9 protein-coding genes are annotated in these 14,521 nt (G+C 67.6%); 4 read left to right on the top strand and 5 right to left on the bottom strand.

All coding sequences use genetic code 11. From position 1 onward, the window contains the following. Window positions 1-144: 144 nt before the first annotated feature. The 4 genes from IBX18_RS30265 (at window position 145) to IBX18_RS30250 (ending at window position 4,484) form a co-directional block, all read left to right on the top strand. Window positions 145-1,422, top strand: a complete 1,278-nt coding sequence (locus tag IBX18_RS30265; RefSeq protein WP_194836896.1) for an MFS transporter — start codon at window positions 145-147, stop codon at window positions 1,420-1,422. 10 nt (window positions 1,423-1,432) lie between these two features. After that, window positions 1,433-2,092 (top strand): allophanate hydrolase subunit 1, encoded by a 660-nt coding sequence (locus tag IBX18_RS30260; RefSeq protein ID WP_194836895.1) that lies wholly within the window; start codon window positions 1,433-1,435, stop codon window positions 2,090-2,092. Further along, window positions 2,089-2,961 (top strand): biotin-dependent carboxyltransferase family protein, encoded by an 873-nt coding sequence (locus IBX18_RS30255; RefSeq protein WP_194836894.1) that lies wholly within the window; start codon window positions 2,089-2,091, stop codon window positions 2,959-2,961. Before IBX18_RS30260 ends, IBX18_RS30255 begins: the two co-directional genes overlap by 4 nt. Window positions 2,962-3,167: 206 nt before the next feature. Next, a complete protein-coding gene (locus IBX18_RS30250; RefSeq protein ID WP_306796480.1) occupies window positions 3,168-4,484 on the top strand; it encodes a lipase family protein in 1,317 nt (438 codons plus the stop codon). On the opposite strand, the gene IBX18_RS30245 is transcribed toward IBX18_RS30250, so the two are convergent. From IBX18_RS30245 to IBX18_RS30225, 5 genes are all read right to left on the bottom strand, one after another. Beyond that, a complete protein-coding gene (locus IBX18_RS30245) occupies window positions 4,415-10,702 on the bottom strand; it encodes a non-ribosomal peptide synthetase (RefSeq protein ID WP_194836893.1) in 6,288 nt (2,095 codons plus the stop codon). The two genes, IBX18_RS30250 and IBX18_RS30245, sit on opposite strands and share 70 nt — an antisense overlap. Before the next feature lie 162 nt (window positions 10,703-10,864). Further along, window positions 10,865-11,746 carry a PaaX family transcriptional regulator C-terminal domain-containing protein gene (locus IBX18_RS30240; RefSeq protein ID WP_194836892.1) on the bottom strand — a complete coding sequence of 294 codons (882 nt, stop codon included), beginning with the start codon at window positions 11,744-11,746 and terminating at the stop codon, window positions 10,865-10,867. Then, the gene (locus IBX18_RS30235; RefSeq protein ID WP_194836891.1) at window positions 11,727-12,962 is read right to left on the bottom strand and encodes an aminotransferase class V-fold PLP-dependent enzyme; all 1,236 of its coding nucleotides are present in this window, start codon (window positions 12,960-12,962) and stop codon (window positions 11,727-11,729) included. Before IBX18_RS30235 ends, IBX18_RS30240 begins: the two co-directional genes overlap by 20 nt. Window positions 12,963-12,966: 4 nt before the next feature. Next, entirely contained in the window at window positions 12,967-13,821 is an 855-nt protein-coding gene (locus IBX18_RS30230; protein WP_194836890.1) for a tryptophan 2,3-dioxygenase, read from the bottom strand. A 110-nt stretch (window positions 13,822-13,931) separates the two neighbouring features. Then, window positions 13,932-14,381, bottom strand: a complete 450-nt coding sequence (locus IBX18_RS30225) for a nitroreductase family deazaflavin-dependent oxidoreductase (RefSeq protein ID WP_194836889.1) — start codon at window positions 14,379-14,381, stop codon at window positions 13,932-13,934. Between the last annotated feature and the right edge of the window lie 140 nt (window positions 14,382-14,521).

Raw genomic sequence — 14,521 nt, 5'->3', positions numbered from 1 at the left:
GACCAGTGGCTTTGCCGTTCGAGCATAACCCAGTGATCGAACCGCCAGCCGACGATCCCACCTTAGGATTGCAGAATCGTTCAACGATCCGTAGTCTGCTGTGACGTACGTCGCTCTCCTGAGCTCGAGCATTGCGAGGCAGCCATGAGCCTTTCCACAGACCTCCCGGTGGATCCGGCCGAAAAGTCACAACCCTTCGACTGGTTCCGAACGCTGAGCGCCAAAGGCAAGAAGGCCTTCCTCGGCGCGTTCGGCGGATATGGCTTGGACGCCTACGACTTCCAGGTGCTGCCGCTGGCGCTCGGTGCCATCTCGTCGTACTTCGTCATCAGCTCGGGCCAGGCGGGGCTGCTGACCACGGTCACCCTGCTGGTGTCCGCGCTCGGCGGCGCGCTGGCCGGTGTGCTGGCCGACAAGATCGGGCGAGTGCGCACGCTGCAACTCACCGTCGCCACCTACACCCTGTTCACCGTGCTGTGCGGTTTCGCACCCAATTTCGAGACGCTGCTGGTCTTCCGGGCATTCCAGGGTCTCGGCTTCGGCGGCGAATGGGCCGCGGGCGCGATCCTGGTCGCCGAGTACGCGCAGACCAAGTATCGAGGCCGCACGGTGGCTTACGTGCAGAGTGCCTGGGCGGTCGGCTGGGGCTTGGCGGTGCTGGTCTACACGCTCGTCTTCCAATTCGTGAGCGAAGATCTCGCCTGGCGGGTGCTGTTTTGGACCGGTGCGCTGCCCGCATTGCTGATCATCTGGGTGCGCCGCAATCTGACCGACTCCGAGACGGTCACCCAGCGCCGGGAGTCGGCGGGTAACCGGGCGGGATCGTTCGTGTCGATCTTCCGGCGCGACCTGCTCCGGACGACGCTGTTCGCCTCCTTGCTGGCCACCGGTGTTCAAGGCGGTTACTACACCCTCGCCACCTGGCTGCCGACCTTCCTGAAGAAGAGCCGCGACTTGAATGTCGTTGGTACCGGCGGTTATCTGTTCCTGCTGATCGGCGGAGCGTTCCTCGGGTATGTCACCGGCGGCATCCTCGCCGACCGGATCGGCCGCAAACGCACCATCCAGCTCTTCGCCGTATTGTCGGTCGCCTTCATGGTGTCCTATATCCAGGTGCCGGAGGGGGCGAACACCATGGTGCTGATCCTCGGCTTCCCGCTGGGCTTCTGTACCGCGGCCATCTTCTCCAGCTTCGGGTCGTTCCTGTCCGAGCTGTACCCGACCGCGTCCCGCGGTACCGGACAGGGCTTCACCTACAACTTCGGTCGCGGTGTCGGCGCCGTATTCCCCACCGTGGTCGGCTTTTTGGCCTCCACCACGCTGGGCCTGGCCGGCGCGATGATGTTCGGCGCCTTCGGATATGTTCTCGCGGTCATCGCGCTGTTCGGCCTGCCGGAAACCCGCGGCCGCGAATTAGCCTGAAGGAGGGTCGATGTCCGCGATCACCGTGCCGAGGGCGCCGCTGCGGATCCTGCCCGCGGGGGACCGGTCGATGCTCGTCGCGCCCGACGAGCACGCCGATCTGGTCGCGTTCATCGACCTGCTCCGCCGCGAATTGCCCAGCGGCGTGCACGATGTGCTGCCCGCCGCGCAGACCGTCCTGGTCACCATGACCGATGCGGCGGACAGCCGAGCCGTCGAAGAGCAACTGCGGCAGCTGTTTCGGAGTATCCAGGGGGCGGGCTCGGCCGAGGTACTGCCGGACGACGTACGCACCATCCCGGTCCGTTATGACGGGCCGGACCTGGAAAGCGTTGCGGCACAGTTGGGTATCTCGGTCCGCGCGCTGATCGCCGCGCACACCCGCACGGTGTGGCGGTGCTCGTTCATCGGATTCGCTCCGGGGTTCGGTTATCTCGAGGCCGCCGAGTCGGGATTGGCCGTGCCGCGCCGGTCCGAGTCACGGACGTCGGTGCCCGCGGGCTCGGTGGCGCTGGCCGACGGATACAGCGCCGTCTACCCGCGGCGTTCGCCCGGCGGCTGGCAGCTCATCGGCACCACCGACGTCCGGATGTGGGACCTCGACCGGGCCGAGCCGTCCCTGCTGCGCCCGGGCACCCGGGTCCGTTTCATCGAGGGGGCCGGCGAATGACCGTGGTACGCATCCTCGATGCGGGTCTGTTGAGCACCATCCAGGACCTCGGCAGGCCCGGCTGGTTCTCCATCGGTGTCGGCGTATCCGGTGCGGCCGATAGAGGTTCGCTGAAGCTGGCGAATCGGCTGGTCGGCAACCCCGAGGACGCGGCAGGCATCGAAACCTTGCTCGGCGGACTGGAACTCGTGGCCGAGGCGCCGGTCCTGCTCGCGGTGACCGGTGCCGACGCGCCGATCACCGTGGACGGTGTCGCCCAGGCTCGCGCGTCCGTTCTCGCGCTGGGCACCGGGCAGCGATTGAAGCTCGGCATGGCCACCGCCGGGCTGCGCGTGTATGTCGCGGTGCGCGGCGGTATCGCCGTCGATCCGGTACTCGGCTCCCGCAGTAGAGACACCCTCGCCGGACTCGGCCCCGAGCCGCTGACCGAGGGTGCGCAGCTCAGCGTTGGTCCGACGGAGAACTGCCCTTGGCCGAATGTCGAGGTGGCGCCGGTGCCGCCGATGGACTCCGGTCTGGTCACCGTCCGCGTACTGCTCGGCCCGCGGGACGACTGGTTCTCCGACCCGCAGTCACTGTTCACCGGCCGCTGGCAGATGACCGACCGCGCCGACCGCGTAGGTGTGCGATTGTCCAGGGTCGGCGACGGGGCGCCACTCACCCGGATCAACGACAAGGAACTGCCGACCGAAGGAGTACCGCTCGGCGCGATCCAGGTGCAACCAAGCGGCGAACCGGTCGTCTTCCTCGCCGATCACCCCATCACCGGCGGATATCCGGTCGTCGGGACCGTGGTCACGGCCGACGTCGACCTGCTCGCACAGCTGCGTCCAGGGCAGCAGCTGCGATTTCACGCGGCGACATCCTGACCGACTGCGGGTCGTCAGGACTTATGCAGTGTGCACAGTGGTAGTCGGGAAACCCTGGCCGGTTGCGTAGTGACACTTCCGCGAACAGTCGTGTGAACTGAGACCTCGTTCGGTCCGTCGGGCGCTCGATGGTGTCCCGGTTGGCGGCCGCTGTGTGCAGCGGCCTCTGGCTTCGATGTCAGCTTCGCCCGAGAGGTACCCCGATTGTGATCCAAGTTCGTTGTGCCATATTCGCAGTAGGTTTCGCGCTCACTGTTTCCCTCGCCGTTGCCGCGACGGCGACCGCAGAGGCGGATTCGCCGAACACCGGACCGCAAGCCACCTGGCCGGTTCGTCCCGACGAGAACCAGCTGCCGCCACTGCCGAGCGAAACCGACATCTACCGGTTCATTCCCGTCCCGATGCCCGCGGACGATCATTGGTACGACGACCCGGACGACCTCGACCGCTACGCCAACGGTGACGTGATCCGCAAGCGCGTGGTCACCAGCTATCTGCTCGGTGTGCCGTGGCCGCCGGTGCACACCGAACAGATCCTCTACCGCAGCACCGACAGCCGCGACCGCCCGATCGTCACCGCCACCACCGTGATGATCCCGGGGATCCCGTGGCTCGGCCCCAGCCCGCGCCCGGTGATCTCCTATCAGGAGGCGATCGACGGCCTGGACCCGGCGTGCAACCCTTCGCACACCGTGCGCGCGGGAACCATGAAGGAAACCCAGCTGTTGCTGCAATTCCTCGGTGAAGGCATGGCGGTGACGATCCCCGACTTCAACGGCAAGACCAGCACCGCCCTCGCGCCGAGCGAAGGCCACATGGTGCTCGACGGTGTCCGTGCGACCCGGCGCGCGGGCCTGGGCTTGGCCGACTCGCCGATCGGACTGTGGGGATACTCCGGCGGCGGCAGCGCCACCGGCTGGGCGGCCGAACTGCACCGCGGCTACGCCCCTGAACTGCCGATCAAGGGCAGCGCCCAGGGCGGCGTGCCCGGCGACAAGCACGCCATGACCCTGTTCGCCATGGACGCGGGCCCCGGTATCGCCGGGCAGGCCGATTTCGTCGGCTGGATCTGGCTGATCGCACTGTCCAGGGAATTCCCCGACCTGCTGCCGCTCGACAAGTTCCTCACCGCCGACGGCATGACCGTGGTCCACGACATCGAACACCGCTGCCTCTACACCGCGGCCGCCACCGGCGCATGGCGCCCGCTGAAGAACTACCTCAAAGACCCGAACGCTTTCCTGGACCCCGACATCCAAAACGTCCTGCACCGAGACAGTCTCGGCTACGGCGACGCCCCCGACGTCCCGATCGCCATGTGGCACTCCACCACCGACCCGATCATCCCCATCGCCGCCATCGAACCCGTCGTGCAACGCTACTGCGCAGCCGGCGCCAACCTCCGCTTCTTCAGAGTCCCTGCCTCCGAACACATCTCGGCCGAACTCATCGGCTACGAACCATCACTGCTCTGGCTCACCGCAGTCCTCGCGGGCGCCGACCCCGGCCCCACCACCTGCTGAGTGGCACCGAGAATCGGGTCAGGTGCGGGCAAACCCTGTGCCGCGCCGGCCGGCAGGAAGCCGGAGGCGATGAACTCCTTGATGTAGGCGTCGAGGGCGGCCTCGGTAATCGGTGGGCAGGTGATGCCGGTGTCGGCGAGGGCGGCGCGGGTGTGGGCGTCGCTCCAATCGAGGCGGGCGAGGCCGAGGTAGTTCGTGCTCAGCAGCTCGGCGCGGACGAGTGAATCGTCACCGGCGGCGTTGCGCCGACGGGATTCGGCGGTGAGGGCGGCCCGCACCGTGTCCAATGGGGCGGTGGTCACCGGTAGTCCGTGGCGGCGTAGCCGGGCGAAGATGGTTTTCACGGCCACCGGGGTCTTGTTGACCAAGTGGTACACCGTCTCTGCGCGAGGATGGGTGGCGAGTTCCACGATGGCGCGGGACACGTAGGTCGCCGGGCTCAGCGAGACGGCCGCGTCACTGACATCCGGTGCCTGCCCGAGGATCGCGGCGGCGCGGATCATGTTCCAGAACGAATCATCGGCACTGTTCAGGCCGGCTTGCGGGTCGCCGCAGATGGTTCCGGGGCGGTAGATGCCGATCGGTACCCCGCGGTCGCCCGCCTGCCACACCAGTTCCTCTGCGGCCCACTTGGACAGGACATAGCCGTTCTCGGCGAGCCGGTCCGCTCGCAGTCGGGTGGTTTCCACGATGAGGCGGGGTGTCGCGGTTTTGGCGACGGTGGTGCCCAGCGTGGAGACGAAATGTACCGGTTTGAGCCGGTGTGTCGTCGCCAGGCGGAGCACGTCGCGGGTGCCCTCGACATTGGCCGCGCGCAGTCGTGCGTACGGATCAATGTGGTTGACGCGGGCGCCGTTGTGCAGGATCACGTCGACGGTCTCGGCGAGACGGTCGTATTCGGTGTCGGAGAGCCCTAATCGTGGCGCGGCGAGATCACCGGGCACCGCGACGATTCGATGCTCGGCGGCCTCGTCCCACAGCCGGTAGCGCTGTAGTACCTGCCGGATTCGATCGGCGCCCTGGTCCGCGGTGTCGGCACGAACCAGACACCACACCTGTGCGTCGGTGTGCTCCAACAGATCTCGGAGCAGATGCGCTCCCAGGAAGCCGGTCGCGCCGGTCAGCAACACCACGTGCGGTGTCCCGGTGTGCGGGGCGAGACCGTGGTGGACGGTGATGTCGTCGTCGAGTACGGCGTCCTCTGTCGGGGTCGGCACCCGCGTCTGCGCGGCCGTCCCGGTGAGGTGCGCGGCGAGGCCACCCACCGTGGGGGTGGTGAGCAGTGCCGACATCGGCACGTCGCGCGCCAGCCGGGCCGAAAGCCGTTGATGCAGGGTGAAAGCCATCAGCGAGGAACCGCCGAGCTCGAAGAAGTCGTCGGTCACCCCGATCGGGGCGACGGCGAGCACCTCGGCGAATACCTCGGCGATCGCGATCTCCAGCGGCGTCGACGGGGCGACGCCGTCGCGTGCCGCGAAAACCGGCTGGGGGAGTGCCGCTCGGTCGAGTTTGCCGCTGGTATTGATCGGCAGCGCATCGAGCAGCAGCACCGCCGACGGCACCATGTAGGTAGGAAGCATGCGAGAGAGCGACTGCCGCAACGCATTCGGGTCGACATCCGAGTCGCCTGCCGCGACGACGTAGCCGACCAGCCGGTCGCCACCGTCGGACGGTTTCACCGCGACCGCCGCCTGCCCGACGCCAGGGTCGGCGAGCAACGCGGTCTCGATATCGCCGAGTTCGATGCGATGCCCGCGGACCTTCACCTGGAAGTCGCTGCGCCCCAGGTAGTCCAGGGTGCCGTGCGAGTTCCAGCGCACCAGATCCCCGGTCCGGTACATCCGTGCACCCCGCTCGGCCGGGTTCGCGACGAAGCGTCCGGCAGTGAGTCCAGGCGCACCTTTGTATCCACGGGCCAGCTGGACCCCGGCTAAATACAATTCGCCCACCGCGCCCACCGGTACCGGCCGCAGTCGCGTATCGAGAACGAACACCCGCGAGTTCCACTCCGGCACACCGATCGGCACCGTGGCCGCAGGCTCGGCCGCATCGACGTGATGCTGGGTGATGCTCACCGCCGCCTCGGTCGGCCCGTACAGGTTGTGCACCTCGGCGCTGCTGATCGCCGCGAACGCTAGCGCGGTCTCCGGCGCCAAGGCCTCGCCGATAACGAAAACCGCACGCAGCGAAGACACTTCGCCGACGGTGGCATGTCCGGCGAACGCCGTCAGCATGGTCGGCACGAAATCCGTGAGGGTGACCCGGTGCGCGGCGATCAGCCCGCACAGCGCCGCCGGATCCCGATGATCGTCGGGGCCGGCCAGCACCATTCGCGCACCGGCCCGCAGCGGCAGGAAGTACCCCCACAGCGACACATCGAACGTCGCCGGTGTCTTCTGCAAATAGGTGTCGGCGGCGTCTACCCCGTACTGATGCTGCATCCAGTCGAGCTGATTGACGATCGCCTCGTGGCTGACCACCACACCTTTTGGACGCCCGGTCGAGCCGGAGGTGTAGATGACATACGCGGGATGGTCACCACGCAACGGCATCCGGCGTTCGTCATCACGAACGGGCGCTGAGTCCAAGTCGGTCAGATCCAAGGTGTCGACGGCGTGCGCCGCCGTAACCGTGAACGCGTCCGCACTGGTCGTCAACACGCAGTGCGGCGCAGCAGAATCCAGCACATAGCCGATCCGTTCGGCGGGGTGATCCGGATCGATCGGCACCCAGGCGCCGCCCGCTTCGGCGATCGCGCACAGTGCAACAACCTGATCAAGGGAACGCCGCATGGCCACCGCGACAACGGCTTCCGGCCCGACACCTTGCCCGATCAGCCACCGCGCCAACCTGTTGGCGCGGGCCTGCAATTGTCCGTAGGTCAGCATCGCCGATCCGCACACCACGGCGATGGCGTCCGGCGTGGCCGCGGCTGTGCGTTGCAATGCCGCGCCGAGGGTTTCTGGCGCGACGGCGTGAGCGTCACCGGCCGACCATGATTCGATCCGCCGCCGCTCGTCCGGATGCACCATATGGATGTCACCGACCGCGGCGACCGGATCGGCGGCCACTTGATGCAGCACACGGATATAGGCGTCGAGGAACCGCAGTACCGTCGGTTCGTCGAAAAGATCAGTGGCATAACCGAACCGGATGATGATCTGCCCCGGCGTGCGGTCGGCACCATGATCGTCGACCACCGCGATATGCAGATCGGTCTTCGCCGTCCGCGTGTCGACATCGAGCCCGGCGAACGTCAAACCGGGCAGTTCGAGGCTGGCCTTGCCGAAGTTCTGGAACGCGAAACCGACCTGATACAGCGGATGCCGCCCCGGTGACCGCACCGGGTTGACCGCGTCGACGACGTGCTCGAACGGCACCTCGGAATGGGCGAAGTTCGCCAGATCCCGATCCCTGGTCCGGTCGAGCAGCGCGGCGAAGCTCTCGCCGGGATCGATCCTGGTGCGCGACACCGTCGTATTGACGAACATGCCGACGAGATCGTCCAGGGCGGCCTCGGCCCGGTTGGTCATCGGCACCCCGATGGCGATATCGGTGCTGCCGGACAGCCGGGACAGCAGCACGGCCAAGGCCGTCCGCATCACCATGAACAGGGTCGCCTTGTGCTCGCGGGCCACGGCGAGCAACGCACTGTGCAGGGTGGCGGGCACCGGCCGCTGGGTGGCCGCGCCGCGCAACGACGCGGTGCTCGGGCGTGGCCGGTCGCTCGGCAGATCGAGTTCGTCCGGCAGCCCGGCCAGTTCGGTCGTCCAGTAGGAAAGCTGCCGGGACAGCAGCGAATCCGGGTCGTCGCGGGAGCCGAGCAGCTCCTGCTGCCACAGTGCGTAGTCGGCGTATTGGATATCGAGCGGGCGCCATGCCGGAGCGGTGCCCGCGGCGCGCGCGGTGTAGGCGGTGGCGATATCGCGAGCCAGCGGGGCCAGCGAGGAGCCGTCGGCGCAGATATGGTGCACCGCGCACACCAGCACGTGTTCGTCGGCGGTCCGGAGCAGCCGAACCCGCAGCGGCACTTCGATCGACACGTCGAAGCCGCGCCACAGAATGGCGTGCACCCGTTCGGCCAGCTCGTCGGGCGTCGCCGTCGCCAGCTCCTCGACGGCGAAATCGGCGACACCACTTCCCGCTTCGAGCGCGTGCTGGCGGGGCCCGGTGCTGTCGGCCGGATACCGCGTGCGCAGGATCTCGTGGCGGGCAACGGTATCGATGAACGCGGCGCGCAAGGCGTCGACATCGAGGTCGCCGGACATGCTGAAGGCGAAGCCGATGTTGTCCACGGCCGATTCGGGGTCGAACCGGTTACGCAGCCAGAACCGCAACTGCGACGGGGAAAGTGGCACTCGTTCGGGTCGTGGCCGGGCCAGCAGCGCGGGTCGGCTCTCGTCGAACCGCTGCGCCTGAATGGCTTTCGCCAGCGCCGCCACGGTCGGATGGTCGAACAGCAATCGGGTCGGGATCCGTGCCTGCCACATCTCGCTCAACCGTGCGGCGACCTGGGTGGCGAGCAGCGAATTGCCGCCCGAGGCAAAGAAATCGGAGTCCGCGCCCAGCTGATCGTGACCCAGTACCTGAGCGAACACCTCGGCGACCAGTTCCTCACCGGGGCCCGACAGTGCGCGGCACGCGAGCTGATCGACAGCGCGGGCGCGCAATGCCGCCCGGTCGGCCTTTCCGGTGGGGGTCAAGGGAATTCGATCGATCACGGTGATCGTGGCGGGCAGCATGTAATGCGGTAACTGCCGAGCCAACGCGCTCGCCAGCTCGGCGTCATCGAGCGCATGGCCGGGTTCGGCTTGCACGTAGGCGGCCAGCGCCGTCTCGCCCGCCGCGGTCTTGCGATCGACGGTCACCGCCGCGCGCACCCCGGGCCTGCTCGCCAGCACCGATTCGATCTCGCCGAGCTCGATGCGGAAGCCGCGCACCTTGACCTGATCGTCGCTGCGGCCCAGATATTCGAGGTCACCGCCGGTGCCGCGGCGGACGATGTCGCCGGTGCGGTACATCCGGGTGCCGGGCAGGCCGTGCGGGTCGGCCACGAAACGCTGTGCCGTCAGGCCGGATCGATCGTGGTACCCGCGGGCCAGGGCGGGCCCGGAGACGTACAGTTCGCCCGCGGTACCGACGCCGACCGGGCGTAGTCGTTTGTCGAGCACCCGGCAGCTGATCCCCGGCAGTCCCGAGCCGATGGTGACCGGCAGGTCCGGGGCCAACGCCGCGCTGATCGACACCATGATGGTGGTTTCGGTTGGACCGTAACCGTTGAAGAATCGGCGTCCGGGAGCCGACCAGCGGTGAACCAAGGGTGCGGGGCAGGTTTCGCCGCCGACGATCACCACCCGCAGCGTGTCCAGTCCGGTCGGTTCGAGCGAGGCCAGCGCGGACGGAGTCAGAAAGGCGTGGCTGATCTCGTGGCGCGCGATCAGGCTCGCCAGTTCGGCGCCGCCGTAGACCGTCGGCGGCGCGATCACCATGGTGGCGGCGGAGCCGATGGCGAGCAGCAGCTCGAGCACCGAGGCGTCGAAGCTCGGTGACGCGAAATGCAGGGTGCGCGCGGCCGACGTGAGCGTGTACCTGGCGATCTGCTCGGCGCAGAACGCGGCGAGACCGGCGTGGGTGACCGCGACGCCCTTCGGCCTGCCGGTCGAGCCGGAGGTATAGATCAGGTACGCCACGTTCGAAACCCGAAGCAGCGTAGGACGATCGAGGTATGAAATAGGATTCGCCGATGCCGCGGCGGTCCGGGTGACCAGCTCCGGGTCATCGATCGCGAGCCAGCGCACGCCTGCGGGCAGTGCGGGCGCGTTCTCGCAGTTCGTCAGCCCGATGTCGGCGCCGCAGTCGCCCACTTGGAACTGGATGCGCTTACCCGGCAGGCCTGGATCGATCGGCACGAACGCGGCGCCGGTCTTCGCGACCGCCCACACCGCGAGGACCGAGTCGATCGATCGGGGCAGCGCCACCGCCACCATGGTCTCCGGCCCGACGCCCATCACGAGCAGCGTCCGCGCCAGCCGCGAGGAGCGGGCGTCGAGTTGACGGTAGGTGATCGACCTGTCGCCGCACACGGCCGCGACACCGTCGGGATTGCGTTCCACGGCCGAGGCGAGCAGTGCGGCGAGGGTGGGGGAGTGTGTCGAGGAGCTCCGGCGGGAACGTTCACGACGAGCGGACGAGGGGGTCCGCTGAATACCACTGGTCAAGCTCTGGTCCCGCCATACGAAGTGACAAAGGGGCCTGATGGTATAACGCCGCACTGCGGTCCACCACCGAATGGAATAACACCTGTTCGCGCGCGTGCTCAGCCCGATTTGCCCGGCGCGGAGCCACACTTTACGGCATTGGGTGCCAAGTGAATTCGGAAATCAATGGATCAATATTCCGGGTTTACTTCCGGCCTCGATGCTGGACCGTACCCAGCGTCGGCTCGGTGCCAGGCAGCGCTGTTGCGCCTCGGCGAACAGCCGCACACTGGCCGGTCCGGGCCAGTCGGGGGGCAACATCGGCGCCGGGAGGCCGGGATCGAGGTAGGGGATGATGCGCCATTCGTCGAGCAGCGGGACGAAGTATTCGAAGGCTTGTCGGTCGGTCAGATTGTCGAGAGTGAGAATATCGCCGTGGTGGGCGAGGAACGCGCGGTGCCGCTCGGCGAGGGTGGGCAGATCCCACCATTGCGCGGCCGCGGCGCGCAGCGTGCCGGGGACCGTCAGGTCGGTGGCGCGAAACGAGGTCACGTAGTCGTCGAGCGCCAAGGCCGTGACGATCGTGGCCGCCTCGGCCGCCAGGTATTCCGGGCAGATCCACAGGCCGGCCGACACGGTGCCGCAGCCGATCGAGGACAACCTGCGGCGCAGCTGATGCCGCGCGGCGCGCTGGGATTCCGGGATGCCGAACGAGATCAGGTGCCAGGCGTCGCCGTCGGCCATCTGCCGGAAGCCGAAGATGCGCGGATCGCCGCGCGAGTACATCGCCTCGGCCGCGGCGGTGATGCGGTATCCGCTGCGGCCGTCGCGCGACTCGGCGTCGAGCACGCCCTTGCTCTTCAGCCGGGTGACGGCGGTCCGGGTACTCTGCTCGGGCACGCCGAGTCCGGCCAGCAGCGCGCTGAAGTCGGCGATGGCGAGCCAGCCGCCCAGGTCGCGGACGTAGGCGCCGAGCACGGTCCGGGCAAGCGAGGTCGCGCTGCCCGGCCTCGAATCGATGTCGTCGAGGACCGCGCCCGCGAGGTCAGCGCGTGGTGAGTTCATCGCGGATCGCCGAGATCCCGGCGAGAACCTCGGTGTAGGTGGTGCTGAGCGGGCTCAGGCCGATCCGGATGCCTTGCGGCGGACGGAAATCGGGGATGACGCCGCGTTGCCAGAGTCGCGCGGTGAGCTCCTTGAAGTCCGGGTGGTCGATCGTCACGTGGCCACCACGACGGGCGGGGTCGGTGGGCGACGATACCGCAACGCCCAGCGGAATCAGCCAGGCCCGCACCAGTTCGAGCGCGAATTCGGTGAGGGCGACCGACTTCGCCCGCACGGCCGCCATGCCCACCTCCTCGATCAGGTCGAGGGTGTCCTGGATCGGCAGCATGCCGACGATCGCGGGAGTCCCGCTGATGACCCGCCGGATGCCTTGCGCGGGAACGTAACCCTGCGCCATCTCGAACGGACTCTCGCGACCCATCCAGCCCCAGATCGGCTGCGTGAAATCGTCGAGGTGCGCGCCGTTGACGTACCCGAAGGCGGGCGCGCCGGGGCCGCCGTTCAGATACTTGTAGGTGCAGCCGACCGCGTAATCGACGGCCCAGGAATCGAGTTCGAGCTCGACCGCGCCTGCCGAATGGCACAGGTCCAGCAGCAGCACGGCGCCGGCGTCGTGCACGACGGTGCTGATGGCGGGCGCGTCGAGCAGATAGCCGGACCGGTAGGCGACGTGGCTCAGCACGACGAGCGCGGTGCGGTCGGAGACGGCGTCGGCCACCTGCTGGGCGGTGACGCCGCCGGTGAACTCCGGTTCGATCCAGCGCAGCGTCAGGCCGAGCTCGGTGGCGATCGCCTCGAGCAGGTAGCGGTCGGTGGGGAAGTTGTCGCGGTCGAGCACGATCTCGGTGCGCTCGCCCCGGCGCGCGAGTGCGCCGCGGGCGATCTTGTACAGCAGCACCGTGGTCGAGTCGCCGATCGTGGTCTGACCCGCGGCGGCGCCGAGCACCGCAGCACCGATCCGGTCACCGATGGTGAGCGGCAGGTCGAACCATTGCTCGTCCCAGCCGCGGATGAGGCGTCCGCCCCACGCGTCGGTGACGAAGGAACTGAGGCGGTCTGCGGTCGCCCGGAGCGGACGGCCGAGTGAGTTGCCGTCGAGGTAGGCGATGATCTCCGGGTTGTCGCTGCCGAGGAATCGGCTCGGGTAGTCGCGCAGCGGATCGGCGTCGTCGAGAGCTTTCGCGCGCATGGCGAAGTTGTGTGCGGGCGAGGTCATGCGGTCAGCGTCCGATCTCTGTGCGTACAGCGAACAGTTCGGGGAAGAAGGTGAGGTCGAGCGCGCGTTGCAGGAAGCCGACCCCACTGGATCCGCCCGTGCCGCGCTTCATGCCGATGGTGCGCAGCACCGTGCGCATGTGCCGGAACCGCCACAGTTGAAAGTTCTCTTCGAGGTCGACCAACTCTTCGAAGGTCTCGTAGATCGACCAATGCTGTTCCGGGGCTTCGTAAATGGACTTCACCAAAGGGAGCAGCTCGGGGTCGAGCACGTAGGCCTTCGTCACGTCCCGGTCCAGCGTGGAGCGCGGCACGTCGAGCCCGCTGCGCGCGGCGTGCCGCCAGAACGCGTCGTAGAGGCTCGGTTCGTACAGCAGCGTCTGTAACTCCTTGTGCGCGACCGGATCTGCTTCGAAGACCTTCAGCATCGAGGCGTTCTTGTTGCCGAGAATGAACTCGACAGCCCGGTACTGATACGACTGAAAGCCCGACGAATTGCCGAGCACGTCGCGGAACTGGGCGTACTCGGTGGGCGTCAGGGTCGCGAGCACCGACCACTGCTCGGTGAGCGTCTTCTGGATGTGCTTCACGCGCGCAATGCATTTCAGGGCGACGCCGACGTCGTCGGCATCGAACGCCGCACGCGCGGCGCGGGTTTCGTGCAGCACCAGTTTGAGCCACAGCTCGGTGGTCTGGTGCTGGATGATGAACAGCAGCTCATCGTGGTGCTCCGGCTTGCTGACCGGGTGCTGGGCGCTGAGCAAGGTGTTCAGGTCGAGGTAGCCGCCGTAGCTCAGGCGCGAGCTGAAGTCGGTCACGATGTCGTGTTCGAGTGCGCGGGTGTTGTGCTCGACGGTCATGCGGAATCCCCATCGGTCGGGTGCGGCCTTCCTCCACACTATGACATGATCGTGACGTTCGCTAGTTATGTGTCACAACTGGGGACCGGCTACGGGGGTTGCGTCGAGGGCTAACGCGGCCCGGTAGCGCCGTTCGAACGCGGAACGAGCGCGAAGATCGGGATGGTGCGGTCGGTCTTGCTGCGGTAGTCGGCGAAACTGGGGTACATCGCGTCGAGGCCCGGCCATGCGGCGTCGCGCTCGGCGGGCGCGAGCTCGGTCGCCGTGACGGGGATGGTCTTGCTGTTGATCTGGACCTCCGCCTCGGGGTTCGCGCGTAGGTTCAGCACCCAGTCGGGATGGGTCGCGGTGCCGCGATGGGATCCGGCGATGAGGTAGCGGTCGCCGTCTTGCTGGTAGAGCAACGGAGAGGTGCGGCGCTGGCCGGACTTGCGTCCGACAGTGGTGAGCAGCAAGATCGGCGCCTTGCCCAGCCGGCCGCCGAGCTTGCCGCCGCTGACCCGATACAGAGATGCGTTGAGCCCCGCGAAGATTCGTTCCAGCTGATGTGTTATCGACATGGAACCAGCCTAGGTGCGGCCAGGTCCGCGAGCGGTGGATTTCGGTTCATGGAGCACCGCTGTCGTGACAATACCGGCGCGCGCTGCGCGGCAGCTAAAAGTTGCGGTATTTACGCGGACTTATTCGAGCGCCATAATCG

It is taken from the genome of Nocardia sp. XZ_19_369 (assembly GCF_015355715.1).
GTDB lineage: Bacteria > Actinomycetota > Actinomycetes > Mycobacteriales > Mycobacteriaceae > Nocardia.
This window is presented reverse-complemented; position numbering and strand designations above follow the sequence as displayed.

Bases quoted from the DNA above. Each gene is read 5' to 3' on its own strand.
- IBX18_RS30265 (WP_194836896.1), top strand. From the start codon at position 145: ATGAGCCTTTCCACAGACCTCCCGGTGGATCCGGCCGAAAAGTCACAA.
- IBX18_RS30260 (WP_194836895.1), top strand. From the start codon at position 1,433: ATGTCCGCGATCACCGTGCCGAGGGCGCCGCTGCGGATCCTGCCCGCG.
- IBX18_RS30255 (WP_194836894.1), top strand. From the start codon at position 2,089: ATGACCGTGGTACGCATCCTCGATGCGGGTCTGTTGAGCACCATCCAG.
- IBX18_RS30240 (WP_194836892.1), bottom strand. From the start codon at position 11,746: ATGAACTCACCACGCGCTGACCTCGCGGGCGCGGTCCTCGACGACATC.
- IBX18_RS30235 (WP_194836891.1), bottom strand. From the start codon at position 12,962: ATGACCTCGCCCGCACACAACTTCGCCATGCGCGCGAAAGCTCTCGAC.
- IBX18_RS30230 (WP_194836890.1), bottom strand. From the start codon at position 13,821: ATGACCGTCGAGCACAACACCCGCGCACTCGAACACGACATCGTGACC.
- IBX18_RS30225 (WP_194836889.1), bottom strand. From the start codon at position 14,381: ATGTCGATAACACATCAGCTGGAACGAATCTTCGCGGGGCTCAACGCA.